The sequence below is a fragment of the Segatella copri genome, assembly GCF_015074785.1.
Classification (GTDB): domain Bacteria; phylum Bacteroidota; class Bacteroidia; order Bacteroidales; family Bacteroidaceae; genus Prevotella.
Map to the genome: position 1 here is coordinate 440,338 of NZ_CP042464.1, position 20,571 is coordinate 460,908.

The window sequence follows — 20,571 nt, forward strand, 5'->3', positions numbered from 1 at the left end:
ATAATTTATAATATCATTTAACAAATTATACCTTTTCGGGGACAAAAAAAGCGTAATGAACACCTTATCAGGTAATCCATTACGCTTTCATTTTTATCTGGTAATCTTTATTTTCCGAGATTATTTTTCTTCTCGTTCAGTTCTGCCTGCTTGCGCATCATCTCTTCCTGCTGCTTGCGCTGCATCTCCTGGAGAGCCTGCATTCTTGCCATCAGGCCGCTTGCTTTCTTAGGGTTGTTCTTGTTCTCCTGATAGCGCTTCTCAAGGATGGCGAGGAGTTTCTCGTCGTCGGTGGTTTTGCGCAGGGTCCACATGATAGCGGCGCTGAAGAACAATGAGATGAAGTAGTAGAAGTTCAGACCGGCTGAGTAGTCATTGAACATGAAGAAGAACATCAATGGCATGAGATACATCATCCACTGCATCATCTTCATCTGCTCTGCCTGCTGACCTACCATCTGGTCGCGCTGCTGACGCATGGTCATCCAAGAGTACAACAGGTTGGCTACACAGAACAGGATACAGGTCAAACTCAAGTGGTCGCCAATCAGCCAGATGTTGGTATTCCATTCGAAGATTGGATCGAAGGTACTCAAGTCGTTCATCCACAAGAACTTCTCACCACGAAGCTGGATGGCATTAGGCACGAAGTTGAACATCGCAACCCAAACCGGCATCTGAATCAGCATAGGCAAGCAACCAGATAATGGGCTTACACCATACTTGGCATATTCCGCCATCATCGCCTGCTGCTTCTGCATCTGGTCCTCAGGCTTGTTATACTGAGCTGTAGCAGCTTCGAGTTTTGGTTTCAGCACGCGCATCTTGGCTGAACTCATGTAGCTCTTCTTTACCATAGGGTAGGTGATGAGCTTGAGGAGCAAGGTGATGAGAATCAATACGATACCCATTGGGAACACGTTGCTCAACCAGTCGAATACGTAGAGTGTGAAGAAACGGTTGATCCAGCGGATGATAGGCCATCCCAGGTATACGAGCTTCTGGAATTCCAAGTCTTTGCCGAAGGTACTTTCCTTCTCGGTATTCTTCAGAATCTGGAAGTCGTTAGGACCGAAGTAGAACTCAAACTCAGATGCCTTCTTACCGGTTGGGTCGAAAGCAGTCTTCATCTTAGCCTGGAACTGCTTCAGATAGCCCGAACCCTTCTCCTGAGGGATAGAGGTCATGAAGGCATCCTTCTCGAAGTTATCCTTTGCTACGATGATGGCAGAGAAGAATTGGTTCTTGAAAGATACCCAGTCGATGGTTTCTTCTATTTTCTCGTCAATCTTCTCGCTACCCTCGTTGAGGTGGTCGGTACCGCCTTCTGCATTATGGTAGGTGAGGGTAGTGTAACGGTTTTCGAACATGAAACCACGTTCCTGCTGGCGTGCCTTGTCGCTCCAGTCAACATCCATCTTATTATAATTAGGTGAGAACAGACCCGCCATGCCATTTGCCTGAAGGCTCATGTGCAGCATGTAGTCATTGCCCAATGTATAAGTCAGGGTGAGCGTCTTGCCTTCACCAGCCACAGCGGTCAGGGTGACAGACTTGTCGGTCACGTTGGATGGAGTGAAGTAGAGATCGCTGGTGATGATGTTGGCCTCCTTAGCCTCGAGCATGAACTTGAGACTCTGGTCGTTACCGTCGAAGAGGGTTACGTCCTTGGCATCAGCCGAACCGTCTTTCACCTGCAGGTTGTGTCCCACATAGCCCTTGATGACAGCCTTCTCTACAGTAGCACCCTTGGTGTTGAGTGTTAATTCTACCTTCTCGTTTTTCAATACAATCTTCTTAGCCTGGCCTTTGAGTGCCGAATAGAAGAGGGCGGTTGAGTCTGCCTCAACCTTTGCTTTGGCATTAGTCTGGCGCTTAGCAGCGGCAGCCTTGCTGGCCTTTTCCATCTCGGCATGTTTAGCCTTGGCGATGGAGTCCTGAACGAATGCCGTTCTCTGTTCTTCGGCAGATGGCTGGTTATACCAGCTAAAGCCAATCAGCACTACGGCAATCAGGAGGAAACCGATAATGTTGTTCTTGTTCATTTTTAAAATTTGAAATTAAAGGAGTAAAGGGGATCACTCCTTTAACTCCTAATATTTACTTTTTGTTTTCTATTGCTGTCTTTACGAAATCCATGAAAAGTGGATGTGGTTTCAGCACCGTACTCTGGTATTCAGGATGATACTGTGTACCTACGTACCACTTCAAGCCTGGGATTTCTACGATTTCTACCAGGTCGCTCTCAGGGTTTCTGCCTACGCACATCATGCCGTTCTTCTCAAATTCCTGCTGGAACTCGTTATTGAACTCATAGCGGTGGCGATGGCGTTCCTGAATATGCTCCTTCTTGTAGATATTGAACACGCGTGAACCCTGTTTCAGTACACACTCGTAAGCGCCGAGACGCATGGTTCCACCCATGTTTGATATGTTCTTCTGCTCCTCCATGATGTCGATGACATTGTGTGGAGTCTTCTCGTCCATCTCGCGTGAGTTGGCATCCTTGTAGCCCAATACGTTGCGGGCAAACTCGATGACTATCATCTGCATACCCAGGCAGATGCCGAAGGTAGGGATATCGTGGGTGCGGGTATAGTGAGCGGCGATAATCTTGCCCTCGATGCCTCGCTGGCCGAAGCCTGGGCAGATGACGATACCATCCTGTCCCTTCAGCTGTTCAGCCACGTTCTCTTCTGTGAGATATTCTGAGTTGATGAAGGTAATCTTCACCTTGTGGTCGTTGTAGGTGCCGGCATGCGAGAGACTCTCGCGGATACTCTTGTATGCATCCTGCAGGTCGTACTTGCCTACGAGACCGATGTTTACCACCTCTGTAGCCTTGTTTCTGCGGTCGAGGAATGTTCTCCAAGGACCCAGCGCTGGTGTCTCGCCGATAGGTTCGCCCATCTTGCGGAGGATGGCGGTGTCGAGGCCCTGGTTCTGCATGTTTACAGGCACCTCGTAGATGCTAGGAAGGTCTTCGCTCTGAATCACACAGTCCAAGTCTACGTTACAGAAGCTTGCTACCTTCTTCATGATTCCCTCTTCGAGATGCTTCTCGGTGCGGAGAATCAGGATATCTGGCTGAATACCTACGCTCTGCAGTTCCTTCACGGAGTGCTGGGTAGGCTTTGTCTTCAACTCGCCTGCTGCCTTCAGATAAGGCACATAGGTAAGGTGAATGTTGATGGCGTTCTTGCCCAGCTCCCATTTCAGCTGTCGGATAGCTTCCATGTATGGGGCACTCTCGATGTCGCCGATGGTTCCGCCAATCTCGGTAATCACGAAGTCATAGTGATACTTCTTGCCGAGCAGCTTCACGTTGCGCTTGATCTCGTCGGTGATGTGAGGCACCACCTGGATGGTTTTGCCGAGATAATCGCCACGACGTTCCTTGTCGATGACTGCCTTGTAGATACGACCAGTGGTGAGAGAATTCGCTTTTGTAGTCTGAATGCCGGTGAATCGCTCGTAGTGTCCGAGGTCGAGGTCGGTCTCCATACCATCTACCGTTACGTAGCACTCACCATGCTCATACGGGTTCAGCGTACCCGGGTCGATGTTGATGTATGGGTCAAACTTTTGGATAGTAATGTTGTAACCTCTTGCTTGAAGAAGTTTACCGATGGATGAAGATATGATTCCTTTACCCAAAGAAGAAACCACACCACCAGTTACGAAGATGTACTTTGTTTCAGCCACGATATTTATAATTTAAATTAGAATAATTTGGCTGCAAAGTTACGACATTTTTGTGAAATGAGCAAAAATATTCCTAATAAAGGGCATAGATTTATGAATTATTTATTACCTTTGTGCCCAAATTTATAAAATTAAGGTATGAAAATAAAATTTGGATTACTCGTTCTTGCGTTTCTTTCGGCTCTGACACCTGTTTCTGCCCAGCGCAAATTGAAGAAGGTGGAGCCCGAAGAGGCATCGAAGAACAAGTTGGCTGAAATCTATGCTGACTCGCTCTTGATGTGCCGTCAGCGCATCGATTCCATGAAGATGGATTCCGGGGACAGCAGATATGCCCAGCTCTTTACGCCGCTCACCTTCTATCATGGTCCGGCAGCCCGCATGTTGCGACTCAAGCCTCAGGATGGGGTGAAGGATTCGCTCGGAACGATGCTCGACCAGACGCTGATGGATGTATATCTCAAGCGTCCCGACCTGGTGCGCAATACTGAGTCTCATCTCAAGGAGGTGGGGGCACCGCTGGCTGCGCAGAGCAAACCGAAGAAGAATCATCCTGATATCGTAGAGCTGGTGGCTCCGAAGGCGATTGAGGTGGATGCGGCGCCGATGGATATCGTCATCACCCGTCCTAACTTCTGGACCATAGGTGGCGATTATTATCTGCAGTTCCTGCAAAACTATGTTTCTGACAACTGGTATAAGGGTGGTGAGAGCAATTATTCGGTGCTCGGAAGAGTGACGATGTTTGCCAATTACAATAACAAGCAGAAGCTAAAATGGGATAATAAGGTGGAGATGCGCCTGGGTTACCAGACTTCGAAGGGAGATACGGTTCATACGCTGAAGACGAGCGACGATATGATACGATACACCGGAAAACTCGGTCTGCAGGCTTCCAGGAAGTGGTATTATACCATCCAGCTGATTGGTCAGACTCAGTTTACGCATGGTTACAAGAGTAATGACAAGACGGTTTATTCCGATTTCTTCTCGCCATTCAATCTGAACCTCTCTGTCGGTATGGATTATAATGTAGACTGGTTCAATCACCGCCTGAAGGGTAGTGCTCATCTGGCTCCTCTGGCTTTCAACTGGAAGTATGTGGGCAGAGCGTCGCTGGCTACGCGGTACGGACTGGATGAGGGGAAGCATGGCATGACCGATTACGGTTCTGAGTGTACCTTCGACCTGTCGTGGCAGATAGCGGATAATATCAAGTGGAAGACCCGTCTCTGGGGATACACCACTTACAAGCGTGCTGAAATAGAGTGGGAAAACACCATTACCTTCCAGTTTAACCGCTATATTTCTACCAACATCTTCCTCTATCCTCGTTTCGACGATGGTGTGAAGCGCAAGGATGATGATAGCTATTGGCAGTTTAAGGAATTCATGTCAGTAGGTTTCTCTTATTCATTCTAGATAAGTAGTTGACAATAAACACAATAAAGGCTCGTTCCTGTAGCAGGAGCGAGCCTTTGTTGTATCTGTTAGAATCGGAAGCAAACCTCGGCATCTGCCATGGAGTAATTATGCTTCGCGAGTGTCTTGTCGTTGATGAGCGCATACTCGGTAAGGATAGAGATTCGCTTGCCGATGTGGAAGTTCAAACCAGCCTCATACTGGGTTCTCTGCATGTTACTCTTGCCGTTAGGCTGATACATGTCGTAACGCGCCTTCACGTCGATACGGCTGTTCTTTGGCAGCTGAGCCAATGGGGCGATAACCAATCCATATACACCCTGTGCCTTGTCGCCGATTTTTGCATTCAGATTGCAGTCCTTGGCGTTGGCATCGTTGAAGTTGGTGATGCTCTTGGCAAAAGCCTTGCCGGTAGAGTGGATATACTCAGAACGTACGGTCCAGCCGTCTTTCTTGTATTCGAAAGAGAAGGCATAGCGGTTTTGGCTGAGCTTGCGAACGCCAGAGCGTTCCTGAATGTCGGCAGTATAGGAGGCATCATGCTCGTCGGTCCAGGTTCCCTTTCTTGCATAAGAACCGGTCCATCCGAAGGCACCGATGCGCATGCCGCTTACAGGCATTACCCATACACCACCAATCACATTCTTCTGATTATCAACGTCCTTGGTATTGGTTCCTTGTCCGTTGAATACACCAATCTGATAGTGCAGCAGGTTTCTGCCGTTGGCATTCTTGAGGAAATCGCCCTGGAACTGAAGACCGATGTCACGGCCGTTGGATGCATGTTCTCCGGCACGGTCGCTGAAACCAGCCAGCTTGCTCACGTTCTGTGAATATCCCATGAAGCCCTGGTCGATAGGGTGCATCGGATTCTCAAAGGTGAACGGGTTCTTGAACTGACCGATCTTCACCTTGAAGTATTCATATTTCTGCCATTCTGCAAACAGATCCACCATTCTCGGACTGGAACCGAGGGTAGAGGTGTTGCCGTTGAACTGAATCTGAGTCTTCCAGTAGAAGTCGCCTGCTATGCGACCTTCGAGAGAAATACGCGCCATACGGATGTTGAATGAGTTGGATTCAGCATCTTTCTGTCCGCTGTACTGATACTGGGTCATTCCATACCCCGACAATTTCACGTTGCTCAACCATGATGGTATTTCGATGGTCTGCTTCTGCTGGGCGCTGGCTGAGACCGAAGCTACAGCCATGAGCGCCATGATGATGGTTTTCTTCATCTTGTTTCTATTTTGATTTCTAGGTTTATCTCTTTTCGAGCAATACCACGTTCTCTACGTGAGGGGTATGAGGGAACATGTCCACCGGCTGAACGGCAGCTACCTTATACTGTGCATCCATCAGCTGCAGGTCGCGAGCCTGGGTTGCCGGGTTGCAGCTTACGTATACGATGCGCTTTGGTGCTGCATTCAGAATGACGTTTATTACGTCTGGGTGCATTCCGGCACGTGGTGGGTCGGTGATGATGACGTCAGGACGACCGTGCTGTGCGATGAAATCGTTGGTCAGGATATCCTTCATGTCGCCTGCATAGAAGAGGGTGTTCTCGATGTTGTTCACCTGAGAATTCACCTTGGCATCCTCTATGGCCTCTGGCACGTACTCGATACCGATTACCTTCTTTGCCTTGTGAGCCACGAAGTTGGCGATGGTTCCGGTTCCGGTATAGAGGTCGTAAACCAGCTCATCTCCGGTAAGGTTGGCAAATTCGCGGGCCACGCAGTAGAGGTGGTAAGCCTGCTCGGTATTGGTCTGGTAGAAACTCTTAGGACCCACCTTGAACTTCAGGTCTTCCATCAGTTCGTAGATATGGTCGTTGCCCTTGAAGAGGCTGAGTTCCAGGTCGTTGATGGTATCGTTTCCCTTCTGGTTGTCTACATACATGAGCGATGTAATCTGAGGGAACTTGTCAGCCACCTGCTGCATCAGTTCCAATGCTCTCTGCTCATCGCCCTCCTCATCGTAGTGGAACTGGAAGACGAGCATCCACTCTCCGGTGTTCGAATTGCGGATCATCATGTTGCGGAGCAAACCGTGCTGCTCACGCAGGTCGTAGAAGGTATAGTCGTGAGAATCAGCATATTCGAATACGAAGTTGCGGATTTCGTTGCAGAGGTCATCCATCAGCCAGCACTTCCTGATAGGATAAATCTTGTCGAAGGCTCCGGTGATATGGAAACCGATGGCGTTCTGGGCGTGGCGCTCCTTGAGCGATGTTACGGTTTCATCCTCTTTCTGAGGGAGCTGAGCCAGTTCCTCGGCGGTGAACCATCGTTTGTTGCTGCATCCGAACTCTATCTTGTTGCGGTACTCCTGGGTCTTCACGCTACCCATGATAGGGCGGAACTCAGGGAGTTCAATCTTGCCGATGCGGGTGAGCTGGTCTTCCACCTGCTTCTGCTTAGCCTTGATCTGCTCTTCGTAAGGCAGGTTCTGCCATTTGCATCCGCCGCAGATGCCGAAGTGCTCGCACATAGGCTCCTGTCGCACCTCGCTCTTCTTGATGAAGCGAACCACCTTGGCTTCGCAATACTTATGTTTCTTCTTTACTACCTGCAAGTCGACAACATCTCCTGGCACACAGAAAGGTACGAAGATGACCTGCTCATCTACGCGTGTGATGCACTTACCCTCGGCTGCTACTGCCTCGATGGTGATGTTCTCTAACAGAGGTAATGGTTTACGTTTTCTTGCCATAATAATGTTTTGTATTTTTTTATGGGTGCAAAGATACTGCAATTTTATGAGAAATGCAAGAGTTGTCCCAAATTATTTGCGAGTAAAGGTAAAAAGGCGTTTAAAGGTAAAAAGGCGTTTAAAGGTAAAAAGGTAAAAAAGTAAAAAGATTATCAGGCGATAACAAAAATAACAGAAGTAACAGGTAATATTCGGTGGTTGTAAAGGGATGAAATGTGAATGTGAATGTGAATTTGAAATGTAAGTGAAGAAAACGGACTGTCATGTGTATCCTTTTGTCGAGGCTGTTTATTGATGATTTTTGATAGTATATATTTTAATTGTACGTACGCGCGTACCTTATTATATTGGAATTAAATGATATAATATCATTACATGCATTCTTTTTTTCATTGCATTTACATTTCAAATTCACATTCACATTCACATTTTTACATCAGAAGTCACCTGTTACTTTTGTTACTTTTGTTATCGCCTCACAATCTTTTTACTTTTTTACCTTTTTACTTTTTTACCTTTAAACGCCCTTTTACCTTTAAATTGCGTCCCGACGCAGCCGTTGCTACGTCGCGACGTGTCTGGCGCTGCGTCGGGACGTAGCCATCGCTACGTCGTGACGCAGTTTCAGATGCATCGGGAGGAGGTAAAAAACATCAGAATGCAGGCTGCAATCCCGAGAGACGCACTTTCAGATTCGTCAAATATCTTTCTATCGTATTCGGGATTGTTAATTTTCTGCCCGTGTGTGCGTCAACAGTATAAAATGTAATCTCGGGATAGCAAAAAAGCGTATAAAAGTTTGGTAGTATCAAATAAAAATCGTATCTTTGCATTACAATTAATAATTAACAACGTTAAACGGAATAAAATATTATACCTATAACAATTATGAACGAAAAAAGAGTTTATACATTCGGAAACGGAAAAGCAGAAGGCAATGCCCAAATGCGAGAAGTACTTGGTGGTAAAGGCGCGAACCTTGCCGAAATGAACCTGATTGGTGTACCAGTTCCTCCAGGTTTCACCATTACTACAGACACTTGTAATGAATATTATGAAGTGGGTGAGGAAAAAATCAAAGAACTTCTTCAGGACGAAGTGAAGGCTGCTGTGGCTCATACTGAGGCATTGATGAACAGCAAGTTCGGTTCTGTAGAGAATCCACTCCTCGTATCAGTACGCTCAGGTGCACGCGCATCTATGCCTGGTATGATGGATACCATCCTAAACCTCGGTTTGAATGACGAAGTAGCTGAGGGATTGGTCAAGAAGACCGGTAACCCTCATTTCGTATACGATTCATATCGCCGTTTCGTACAGATGTACGGTGACGTTGTTATGGGATTGAAGCCTGTAAACAAGGAAGATATCGACCCATTCGAGGCCATTATCGAAAAGGTGAAGGAAGAGCAGGGCGTTACACTTGACAAGGACCTCTCTGTAGAGTCGCTCAAGAAGCTCGTTGAACTCTTCAAGGCTGCTATCAAGGAGCAGACAGGTCAGGATTTCCCTACTAACCCAATCGATCAGCTCTGGGGCGCTATCTGCGCTGTGTTCCGTTCTTGGATGAACGAGCGTGCTATCCTCTACCGCAAGATGGAAGGTATTCCTGATGAGTGGGGTACTGCCGTATCTGTCATGGCGATGGTATTCGGTAACATGGGCGATACATCTGCTACAGGTGTTTGCTTCTCACGTGATGCAGGTAATGGTGAGAATCTCTTCAATGGTGAGTATCTTATCAATGCACAGGGTGAGGACGTGGTAGCCGGTATCCGTACTCCACAGCAGATTACAAAGATTGGTTCTCAGCGCTGGGCTGAGCGTGCAGGTATCTCTGAAGAGGAGCGTGCTGCCAAGTATCCTTCTATGGAAGAGGCTATGCCTGAACTCTATAAGGAACTCGATGCGCTGCAGGATAAGCTGGAGCACCACTATCACGATATGCAGGATATGGAGTTCACCGTACAGGAAGGCAAACTCTGGTTCCTCCAGACACGTAACGGTAAGCGTACAGGTACCGCTATGGTGAAGATTGCCATGGATCTCCTCCACGAGGGTATGATTGATGAGAAGACTGCTATCCTGCGCTGTGAGCCTCAGAAGCTCGATGAGCTTTTGCATCCTGTATTCGATAAGCTGGCTCTCTCTAAGGCTAAGGTCATCACACAGGGTCTCCCTGCATCTCCAGGTGCTGCCTGCGGTCAGATTGTATTCCACGCTGACGATGCTCAGGAGTGGCATGAGGACGGCAAGAAGGTTATCATGGTTCGTATCGAAACATCTCCTGAAGACCTCGCTGGTATGTCGGCTGCTGAGGGTATCCTTACTGCTCGTGGTGGTATGACTTCTCACGCTGCCGTTGTGGCTCGTGGTATGGGTAAGTGCTGTGTATCAGGCGCCGGCTCTATCAACGTAGATTACAAGACTAAGACTGTTGAGATTGAAGGCGTTGTGTACAAGGAGGGTGATTACATCTCTCTGAATGGTACAACAGGTCAGGTTTACGCAGGACAGATTGAGACAAAGGCTGCAGAACTTTCAGGCGACTTCAAGGAGCTGATGGACCTCTGCGACAAATATACAAAGATGGAAATCCGTACCAATGCGGATACTCCACACGATGCTGAGGTAGCCCGTGCATTCGGTGCCAAGGGTATCGGTCTGACACGTACAGAGCACATGTTCTTCGATGATCAGAAGATTGTAGCTATGCGTGAGATGATTCTGGCAGCCTCTGTTGAGGGTCGTGAGAAGGCACTTGCCAAGCTCCTCCCATATCAGAAGGCTGACTTCTATGGAATTCTCAAGGCAATGGATGGCTGCCACGTGAACATCCGCTTGCTCGATCCACCTCTCCACGAGTTCGTACCTCACGATTTGGCTGGTCAGCAGACCATGGCTAAGGAGATGGGCGTAAGCGTAGAGGAAATCCAGAAGCGTGTAAACTCTCTGGCAGAGAACAACCCTATGCTCGGTCATCGCGGTTGCCGTCTCGGTATCACATTCCCAGAGATTACAGCCATGCAGACCCGTGCCATCCTCGGTGCAGCCTGCGAGTTGAAGAAGGAAGGTTACAACCCATGTCCTGAAATCATGGTTCCGCTCATCGGTACCGTTCAGGAGCTTAAGCAGCAGAAGTCTATCATCCTCGCTACTTCTAAGGAGGTATTCGCTGAGTACGGCGTAGAGGTAGAATTTGAGATTGGTACTATGATTGAGATTCCTCGTGCTGCCCTTACAGCAGGGCAGATTGCAGAGGAGGCTCAGTACTTCTCATTCGGTACTAACGACTTGACACAGATGACCTTCGGTTACTCTCGTGATGACATTGCTTCCTTCCTCCCTGCCTACATGGAGAAGAAAATCTTGAAGGTTGACCCATTCCAGGTTCTCGACCAGGAGGGTGTTGGTCAGCTTATCAAGATGGCAGTAGAGAATGGTCGTGCTACCCGTCCTAACCTGCGCACAGGTATCTGCGGTGAGCATGGTGGTGAGCCTTCATCAGTTAAGTTCTGCGCTAAGGTCGGTATGAACTATGCTTCATGCTCACCATTCCGCGTGCCAATCGCCAGACTTGCTGCGGCGCAGGCTGCTGTTGAGGAATAAAGAATATTTGTTGATTATCAGTTAATTAAGAGGAAAGTCCTTTAAACAGGGGCTTTCCTCTTAATTCGTTTTTAGCAATAGTAGCACTAAAATGCTAAAAATGAAACGAAATGTTTAGAAAAGTTTTAGAGTAATTTTGTTTAACGTTTAGAGCGTGTTTAGAAGTTTTATGGCTACATTTAAGGTAATTGTTCAGAAACAGAGAAATGATGGCTTTTGGCCAGTTTACATCCGTATCACTCACAATCGTGGAGTGAAATATATAAGGACGGATAAGATTGTTGATTCTAAAGGTGTGGACAAGAAAAACAGAGAGGTTAAGGATCCTTTTGTCCTTCAGTCTTGTTCTGCAAGAATCGCAAAGTTTGCAGAGTTGTTGAATAAGGTGGAGATTAGAAAGTGGAGCGTCCATGATGTTGTGGCATATTTGGAGAAAGGTACTGCGGACATATGTTTTTCTGACTACGCTAGAAAATATCATGATGAAATGTATAATGATGGGCATGAGCGAAATGCAAGAAACTACGAATTGGCTTATCAGCATTTGGAAAGATATGCCGGAAGCAACAAGGTTATGTTCTCCCAGCTTACTACCCAGTTTATCAATGGTTGGATAAAAGCTCTATCTAAGACAGCTAGAGCCAAGGAGATGTACCCTGTTTGTGTGAGACAGATTTTCAAGCAAGCATTGGCTGAGTTCAATGATTATGATAATGGTATGATTCGAATCACTACAAATCCTTGGCTAAAGGTGAAAATACCAAGTTCTGATGTTCCTGAGAAGAAGGCCATCACCATGGAAGAAGTTCGGGCGTTCTTTGCTGCCCCACTTCCAGAGAGCGACAGAGTCTTTCCTTTGCCAGAATTAGGCAGGGATGTTGCTATGATGGTCATGTGCTTGGCTGGTATCAATACCGTTGATATTTACAGGTTGAAGAAAGAGGACTATCATGATGGAATAATTGGCTATGAGCGAGCAAAGACAAGAAATGCCCGACGAGATAATGCTTATATCGAGATGCGAGTGCCTGGAATCATCCTGCCTTTATTTGAGAAGTATTTGGATAAGACCGAGTCGCCTTACTTGTTTAATTTCCACCAAAGAATGACTTCCAGTGACTCTTTCGGTGCCAATGTCAACATTGGCATAAGAAAAGTTTGCGAGAAATCACTTGGTATGAAGCATGATGAAACTTATTGCGTCTATACTTTTCGCCATACGTGGGCTACTGTGGCTCAAAATGAATGTGGGGCTACGTTGGCAGAGGTTGGCTTTGCAATGAACCACTCTGATCGCTATAGAGTTACGAGAACTTATGTGAAGCTAGATTTTACGCCAGCCTGGGAACTCAATGAAAAGGTGGTGGAGAAGATTTTCTTCACGGAAGATCGCTCTACTACTCATGTTTCAGATGAGAAAGGTGACCATTTCGAAAGATTCTCATATAAGCAGCTCATCAAAGGTACGCTGTATTATAGAGGCAAGGCTCTAGTGAAGGTGGAAGATGTCGGCTTCAATAATGTAAATGATGTTATTGAATATCTTATGGCTAGAATGCCAGATACCATCCCTGCAAGAACGATGGTTCAAATCCGTATCGAAAACAAAGATAAGGGGCAAACTAAGGATTATAGTAGAATAGTGAAATAAATATTAGTAATAACTTGCAAGTTACGAAACTTTTTCGTAACTTTGCCAACAATTAAGAAAATGAAACAGAAAAATGAGAAAGAAAGGTTTATCAGAGAAACTGTAATCAAGTATTTCTTTGACATGAGCAAATTTACATACACTATTATGGTCTTGGGTGGATTGGCGGCACTTTTTAAAATAATAAAGACAGACCAAGATGGCACGGTATCGGCTATATACTTGGGGATTGTCTTGACAATAGTCTTGGCTATAATTGGATTAATAATATCAAAAAGATAAAATTATGAATGCTTTAGGATTAACTTTTGCTATTTGCTTAGTGCCAGCATTGGCTTTTTTAGCATGGCTTTATACCCCATGGGGTAAGAAATGGTCTAAAGAACTTTGAGTATTAAGACAAAGAGAGGTGGCAAAGTTGATTTGTTACCTCTTTTTGGTTTCGGCTGCTCCCTGTTCAGTCGCAGCCAACAAACGAACCGTTCAGCTTCGCCTGTAAAGCGGTATCGCCGATGGGTGTCTTGGCAAATGTTCCAAATAGTAGCTGTTTTGAACATTTGCGCTTTTCTTATGTCTATGGCTTCGCTTTATTCCCTTTCTCCTGGCTTTCATCCATCCTCGGCTTCACTGAGTTCTCCTGATAGTCTGGAGAAACTGCACTATGAAGCCATAGAGCAGCAAGGGAGATAGGTCGAACCTTCATGTGGAGCTTTGGCCACCACACCCCTTGGCGGATGGCATACATGCGAGGAGGACTTTTCTTTCAGGGTAGGCTTGCTTCCGTTTTTGGCGAAGATGGACTTCCTTCCCATCTCCACCTATTTTGAAAGCCAGGCTACCCCTCTCTCCAAACCACATGGACATGCCATTCTCCTCACAAGTGTGCCATCCTCTACGCTCCTATATCTATAGCCGAAGTTTCGGAATCTTATTTTTCTGTTTCTATATTTCCTTATTTTCTTATTTCTTTATATATTTATATAAGTATATAGTTCTATAAGAATATAATTGTTTCTACCTATAGAACTACAGTGCTATATCTATATTTTTCTTTTCTACTTTTCTTATATCTATGTTTTCATATTTGTTTCTGTTGTTCGACCTCACTTTTTTATTGAAGCGGTAGCGTGCCGTCTGCCCTCCCTTGCTTTTTCCTGTGCAAAGTTATGGCGGCCCTGTCAGATGCCAAGTACCAGGAGAGGACTCCTTATTTGGCTAAAACTTTTCTGGAAGCCTTCCGCAAATAATTCTTATTTGGGTATTCCTGAAAAGTTTCTGCCAAATTCCTTGGCGTTCTGACTCCTCTGGGCTGCCATCCTTTCTGCTCGTAAAAAGGCTACAGGAGGCGAAGGACACGCCGAGGTATGATAAAAAAAATATCGGATCGAACGAAACAAATAACTGTAAAAGGCTAGAAGGTTCCGGAAATCCAAAGTATAATTTTTAAAGTTGAACCCTATAAAAGTGAACGCAATGGAACTTAATTTTAGTGATTTCTGTATGGAGGAGCATCCGCAGGTTAGAGCCTACAATAATGGCTTCGAAAGTTTGACAGTAGTAGAGTTAATTTCTATGATTATTGGTACTGGTACCAAGCGCAATGTTGAACAAGCTCGTCAGATTTACAACGTGATGGGACAAAGTTTGAGAAACATCGCCAAGGCAAGACCAGAAGAACTTCAGGTAGTACAAGGGATAGGAGACAACAAGGCTATGGCTCTTCAAGCTGCTATGGAATTGGCAAAGCGTTTCCATTTGGAGAAAATGGGTGAAAGACCAGACTTGAGTAGTAGCCTTGCTATCTACAACTTTCTTCATCCTATTATCGGCAACTTAGACCATGAACAGGCACACTTGTTGTTGATGAATCAAAACTTCAAGTTGATTAAGGATGTGAAGATAAGTGAGGGTGGTTTGACTGAAACTGCTGTGGATATTCGAATGATAATCCGAGAAGCAACGCTCAATAATGCAACGATTATAGCTTTCGCTCATAATCATCCTAGCAATTGCCCTACTCCAAGCAAGGCAGATGACTTTTTGACACAACAAATAGCTAAGGCTTGCGAGTTGATGAGATTGTTCTTCATGGACCATGTTATCATCGCCGACGGAACGTATTATTCTTATCATGATAAGGGAAAACTTGATAATTGAGATAGGGAGGGTAAAATCCTCCCTATTAGTAAAGAAATGTTTGAAATAACTTGCAAGTTACGAAAAAGTTTCGTAACTTTGCCATCAAATTAAAGTAAAATGACAACAAGAGAAGATAGAGACAAAGCAAAGTCTGCAAGGGAAATGCTGAGCAAGTATTTCTTTAGCCTAAGTATAGCAACTTATACGGGTGCAGTTATGGGTACATTGGCATCAATGTTAGGTTTGTTGAAGGGCACAGATTTGGATTCGGGGGTGATAGGAACTGTGGCAATATTTGTTATTGGCTCGATTTTGACGGTGATATTTGCTTTCGTTGGAAATAAGATTATTAAAGGTAAATAAAAATATTACAATTATGATGTTAGCATTATGTTTTGCATGGTTTACACTCTTGGCTGGTGCATTCCTTATTTGGCTATATACCCCAAAGGGAAAAAAATGGTTACAGGAACTTTAAACGTTTTCTTGGAATATTAGTCATATGGAAGGATTTGCATTGGTAATGTGTATAGGTGCCGTAATTGGCATAAGTCTCGCAATTTGGTCTAATACCAAATCTGGACAAAGATGGATAGATAATTTGTAAAAGTTTGAAAAAATATAGAGGTGGCAAGTTGCATTGCTGCCTCTTATTTTTTTCGTCTGCTCCCTCTTCAGTCGCAGCCTACAGACGAACCGTTCAGCTTCGCCTGTAAAGCGGTATCGCCGATGGGTGTCTTGGCAAATGTTCCAAATAGTAGCTGTTTTGAACATTTGCGCTTTTCTTATGTCTATGGCTTCGCTTTATTCCCTTTCTCCTGGCTTTCATCCATCCTCGGCTTCACTGAGTTCTCCTGAAAGCCTGAGAAACTGCACTGTGATGCCATAGAGCAGCAAGGGAGATAGGCCGAACCTTCATGTGGGGCTTTGGCCACCACACCCCTTGGCGGATGGCATACATGCGAGGAGGACTTTTCTTTCAGGGTAGGCTTGCTTCCGTTTTTGGCGAAGATGGACTTCCTTCCCATCTCCACCTATTTTGAAAGCCAGGCTACCCCTCTCTCCAAGCCACATGGCTATGCCATTCTCCTCACAAGTGTGCCATCCTCTATGCCCCAAGATTCTATAGCTGAAGCTGTGGAATCTTGTCCCCTGTCGGCATCGATGATGGTGCCATGGGACTAAAGGGAGAGCGGTTGGCTTGTCCAGGATGTCCTAAAGGATATGGTGGACAAACCGATTGTTACATTTTCTTATATGGTTCTATATTTATATTTTTATTTTCTTATTTGTTTATATAATTATATATCTATATAAGAACTTAACTCGCTCTTTATAAGCCTCTTTTCTATTGTATAGATTACCAATTGTTGTAGAACGTATATATTTGAATGTTTGTAGTCTTTTTTTGTTTTTTGAGTTGTTTCATGGTAACAGTCTTCTTGATGGTGATACTTCTTGTTCTTGGTATAGTCGTCTAGATTAAATCCTTTCGATTTTGATATTACTCTTCTAGAACAAAATGGCGATGTTTGTTCTTTTATGCTTCAATGTCAAGAAGCTGTTTGATTTCTTGCTTCCTTTTTCTGTGTTATATTTTGGCATCTTCGTGCAAATTTGATTTTGTGTATAGATGTTGCTCTGCATTATCTAAAACCAGTTGTGAAATCAGTAGTTCTGATGCGTTCAGCTAATTTTTATAATCCTGTTAACAACCATTTTACTTTGCAAAGTTAGCCCAAGCGGTGTTGGCAAGGGCGCACATCCTGTTTGTCTCAATATCTTTTTCAGACTTTTTGGGTGCAGTTGCTCCGGTTTCAAAAACTCCATGCCCTATGGGTGAAAAACATATTGGACATCTCTTGCCGCGACTCACCTTCTCCTTGGTTGCTGTTTTTATGCACGTAAAATTAGTATTAACATTTAAAAATTACAATTATGAACGCAATGAATAATTTCACAATCTCTGGTTTCGTAGTAAATAACGCAGAAGTACATAACTTTGAGAAATCAAGCATCGCACGCTTCGGAGTCTCATATAGAACCTCAGTGAAAAAGGATGACCAGGAAATCAAGCTCTCGGCTATCCTTAACATCGAGACATGGATTAAGAATGATGACACCGCCACCTTGGATTTGCTCCAGAAGGGTAAGTTGATAAAGGTTGAAGGATTCTTCAAAGCTGATACCTATACCAAGGATGGAAAGGATTTCCATGTCACCAAGATGACTGCCACCAAGATTGAATTGGTGCGAAAAACAGCAAAGGAGGCTTAGACCTCCTTTAGTTTCTATGTTCTACTTTTATTGGCAATATCAAAAAGGCTATTTTTTGAATAGCCTTTTTGACTGCTCGTTACTAAGTTGCTTATATCTAGTAGTTTATGCTTTATATCTATATATTGTTATAGATGTATATATTTATATGTCTATATTTTTATATAAACATATAGTCCTATAAGGATATAGTGCTTTGTTTCTATGTTTATATAGGGCAATATCTATATGGCTATATTCTACTTTTCTTATATCTATGTTTTCATATTTGTTTCTGTTGTTCGACCTCACTTTTTTATTGAAGCGGTAGCGTGCCATCTGCCTCCCTTGCTTTTTCCCGTGCAAAGTTATGGCGGCCCTGTCAGATGCCAAGTACCAGGAGAGGACTCCTTATTTGGCTAAAACTTTCCTGGAAGCCTTCCGCAAATAATTCTTATTTGGGTATTCCTGAAAAGTTTCTACCAAATTCCTTGGCGTTCTGACTCCTCTGGGCTGCTATCCTTTCTGCACGTAAAAAGGCTACAGGAGGCGAAGGACACGCCGAGGTATGATTAAAAAAAATATCGGATCGAACGAAACAAATAACTGTAAAAGGCTAGAAGGTTCCGGAAATCCAAAGTATAATTTTTAAAGTTGAACCAATAAAACATAGTGATTATGGCAAAAGTAATAGACGAAAACATTCAGCGTCAGCTGGATAAGAAGATTAGTTTCTTCGTGAAATACTTTCCTGCTCGCATTCAGAACGTAGGTGAGGATGCCAAGGCTGCAAGGCAGTTGGTATGGGCTTTCAAAGATTCTCGTGATTCTGCTTATGAGAAAGTAGCTCAGATGACTGCCAAGCACTTGAAAGAGGAATATGGCGAGAAAGTAAAAAGTATGGTTTTGGTCTGTGTTCCGACGAGTAAGAAGGAGAATTACCAAAGCAGATACATGATGTTCTGTAATAGAGTAAGTGAACTTACAGGCATAGGCAATGGTTTTTCTCACGTGTGCGTACTTCAAGACCGCTTGGATGTGCATAACCATCGAAGAGGTAAGAAAAAGACGGAACGCCAAGCGCAACTTATTGACTTGGACACTTACTATTTCAAGGACAAGGAGATATGTGTGTTTGACGATGTTGTCACCACAGGCAAAAGCTATGCGGATTTTGCGAACAAATTGGAGGATAGCGGAGCACACGTTTTGGGTGGTATGTTCTTAGGTAAAACTTATTATAGATATAATAGACAATGATTGAAAAGTATGAAAAACGGTGTTCCGTAGCATTTACGGGACACCGATTCATCTCTTCTGGTAGAGTGGAAGAGGTGAGGGAGAGTGTTAACAATGAGATTCGCTTGCTTTATTTCAAGGGATTTCGTAATTTCTTTTGTGGAATGGCTCTAGGCTTTGATATGCTTGCTGCTGAAGAGGTGCTGAAACTGAAGGAGGAACTTCCAGGCATCCTTCTTGTTGCCACTGTTCCATATCGGGAGCAAAATGAAAGATGGGGTGCCAATCAGAAAAAACGTTATCTGAAGATTTTGGAGAAAGTGGATGATGTTGTTGTGTTGAGTGAATATTATTACAATGGTTGTTTCCTCAAACGCAATGATTTCATGTTGAACCACGTTGCGGCTTTGCTTGCATACTTTGATGGAATGCCAAAGGGAGGAACTTTTTATACTGTAAGGAATGCAAAGCGGTTGCGCTTGCAAATTTGCAACCTGTTTTGATGGTTGCCTTTTGGATAGGTATTGCTAAAAAGGTAATGCCTATCCTTCATATCTAACTTGTTGATGTAATTGGATAATTCTTTTATATTCTCATTTGCCTATTATGTGAGATGGCGTATCTGTGTCTTTTTGTGGGGGTGAATATGCCATATAGTTGTTATTTGGAATATTATTGTTTTCTTTTTGTTCCTATAGTCTATAGGTGGGTAGAAAAAGAATATGTTAAATAAAAAGGTATATCGTGTTTATGCAGCCGTTTCTATCTAATTTATATACTTTTGCGATGAAATTTTCAATTAAAACAATGATTTATGAAATTTAAAAAGGTATTATTATTAGCGTTGCTTTGTTCCTCTGTCCTGGTGGGGTGCGAGGAACATCCTTCTTTCAAGACTTCCGTAGATGCTGTGGAAGGTTGCAAGAAGGAGCTAGCAGAGTTGAAGGAAATGGATGATGTATCTGTGGAGAATCTAGCAAAAGCTACCTCTGCATGGCTGGAAATACAAGATTCGGCTTATAGTGTATTCTCTCGTGACACTACCATCAATCTAAGAAGCCCTGTTGCCATGGCTTACTTTGTTGTGTCGGATTCTATACGTGGAGAACTCAAAAGACTGGCGTTTGCCAATCCTCGTTCTCTTCGTGATGTCATGTATCTTAAATTGAATACGGCAACGGCAAGAAAGAAGATAGAAAAGTCCGATGTGTATAAGGAGGTATTGGATTTCTATGACAAGCTCGATAAGCAAGATACTTATCCAAACTTGACAAAGACACTTATTGTGTATTCGGCTTTGCTGCATAATGCCAAGCCTTTCAAGCATGAAAGTGAACTTCTTGGATTCATCTCTGAAGAAGATAGATGCTTTCGTTCTTTGATGAAGTTTTTGAGTCAGGTTTCTAATGAGCAACTGCAGCAGCTTACTGATGCTACTGCTAGCATCTTCGATGGATTGTATTCTTCAGTCGGCAGAAAAGTTGATGATGTCAATGATCGTACAATGCTTTATCTTACCATGCGTTTCAATCGCCGCATCGTTCAAAATGCCTTGGCTTGCAAGCAAGATGTGGAGAATGGAAAGAAGCTTAGTCATCTCCAGAGGGCTAACTACAGATGGATGCTCATTCAGCCGTTCATGGCTATTGATGACTATTCTACTGCTGCGCTAACAAGTAAGCAAAAGGAGGAACTTCTTGACATGTCAAATGAACTTCCTATGTTGCTGAACAAATTGGAGTTGGAAAAGCAGACTAAGGAGGAAGAAGATAAATTTACAAAAGTCCTTTCCGAATATTTCTTGAAATCGTATTTGTCAACATCTTTATAATAAT

15 protein-coding genes are annotated in these 20,571 nt (G+C 44.2%); 11 read left to right on the forward strand and 4 right to left on the reverse strand.

From position 1 onward, the window contains the following. Positions 1–107 precede the first annotated feature (107 nt). Positions 108–2,045 (reverse strand): membrane protein insertase YidC, encoded by a 1,938-nt coding sequence (gene yidC, locus FO447_RS01790; protein ID WP_200757398.1) that lies wholly within the window; start codon positions 2,043–2,045, stop codon positions 108–110. 55 nt (positions 2,046–2,100) lie between these two features. Beyond that, positions 2,101–3,705, reverse strand: a complete 1,605-nt coding sequence (locus FO447_RS01795; protein WP_200757399.1) for a CTP synthase — start codon at positions 3,703–3,705, stop codon at positions 2,101–2,103. Between the two features lie 138 nt (positions 3,706–3,843). On the opposite strand from FO447_RS01795, the gene FO447_RS01800 reads away from it, so the two are divergent. Beyond that, positions 3,844–5,127 carry a DUF3078 domain-containing protein gene (locus FO447_RS01800; RefSeq protein WP_200757401.1) on the forward strand — a complete coding sequence of 428 codons (1,284 nt, stop codon included), beginning with the start codon at positions 3,844–3,846 and terminating at the stop codon, positions 5,125–5,127. A 68-nt stretch (positions 5,128–5,195) separates the two neighbouring features. On the opposite strand, the gene FO447_RS01805 is transcribed toward FO447_RS01800, so the two are convergent. Next, entirely contained in the window at positions 5,196–6,365 is a 1,170-nt protein-coding gene (locus FO447_RS01805) for a porin (protein ID WP_200757403.1), read from the reverse strand. Positions 6,366–6,390: 25 nt separating this feature from the next. Further along, positions 6,391–7,842 carry a 23S rRNA (uracil(1939)-C(5))-methyltransferase RlmD gene (gene rlmD / locus FO447_RS01810; RefSeq protein ID WP_200757405.1) on the reverse strand — a complete coding sequence of 484 codons (1,452 nt, stop codon included), beginning with the start codon at positions 7,840–7,842 and terminating at the stop codon, positions 6,391–6,393. Between the two features lie 888 nt (positions 7,843–8,730). Between rlmD and ppdK the strand changes: the two genes are divergently transcribed. From ppdK to FO447_RS01860, 10 genes are all read left to right on the forward strand, one after another. Continuing rightward, a complete protein-coding gene (gene ppdK / locus FO447_RS01815) occupies positions 8,731–11,451 on the forward strand; it encodes a pyruvate, phosphate dikinase (protein ID WP_118199982.1) in 2,721 nt (906 codons plus the stop codon). Positions 11,452–11,620: 169 nt separating this feature from the next. Then, complete coding sequence (locus FO447_RS01820; RefSeq protein WP_117587337.1) at positions 11,621–13,102, forward strand: phage integrase SAM-like domain-containing protein; 1,482 nt, start codon at positions 11,621–11,623, stop codon at positions 13,100–13,102. A 60-nt stretch (positions 13,103–13,162) separates the two neighbouring features. Next, positions 13,163–13,384, forward strand: a complete 222-nt coding sequence (locus tag FO447_RS01825; RefSeq protein ID WP_117587336.1) for a hypothetical protein — start codon at positions 13,163–13,165, stop codon at positions 13,382–13,384. A 1,191-nt stretch (positions 13,385–14,575) separates the two neighbouring features. Continuing rightward, complete coding sequence (locus FO447_RS01830; protein WP_234699041.1) at positions 14,576–15,259, forward strand: JAB domain-containing protein; 684 nt, start codon at positions 14,576–14,578, stop codon at positions 15,257–15,259. A 99-nt stretch (positions 15,260–15,358) separates the two neighbouring features. Beyond that, positions 15,359–15,604, forward strand: a complete 246-nt coding sequence (locus FO447_RS01835) for a hypothetical protein (protein WP_117588232.1) — start codon at positions 15,359–15,361, stop codon at positions 15,602–15,604. A gap of 648 nt (positions 15,605–16,252) precedes the next feature. Beyond that, positions 16,253–16,426: a hypothetical protein gene (locus FO447_RS01840; protein ID WP_181985899.1), complete on the forward strand. Its 174-nt coding sequence runs from the start codon at positions 16,253–16,255 to the stop codon at positions 16,424–16,426. 753 nt (positions 16,427–17,179) lie between these two features. Continuing rightward, on the forward strand, positions 17,180–17,518 hold the full coding sequence (locus FO447_RS01845) for a single-stranded DNA-binding protein (RefSeq protein WP_200757407.1): 339 nt from the start codon (positions 17,180–17,182) through the stop codon (positions 17,516–17,518). A gap of 657 nt (positions 17,519–18,175) precedes the next feature. After that, positions 18,176–18,757 (forward strand): phosphoribosyltransferase, encoded by a 582-nt coding sequence (locus FO447_RS01850; RefSeq protein ID WP_153088334.1) that lies wholly within the window; start codon positions 18,176–18,178, stop codon positions 18,755–18,757. Beyond that, entirely contained in the window at positions 18,754–19,239 is a 486-nt protein-coding gene (locus FO447_RS01855) for an SLOG family protein (protein WP_238405548.1), read from the forward strand. The genes FO447_RS01850 and FO447_RS01855 overlap by 4 nt, the downstream gene beginning before the upstream one ends. Positions 19,240–19,550: 311 nt before the next feature. Continuing rightward, positions 19,551–20,567 (forward strand): hypothetical protein, encoded by a 1,017-nt coding sequence (locus FO447_RS01860; RefSeq protein WP_200757409.1) that lies wholly within the window; start codon positions 19,551–19,553, stop codon positions 20,565–20,567. Positions 20,568–20,571: the final 4 nt, after the last annotated feature.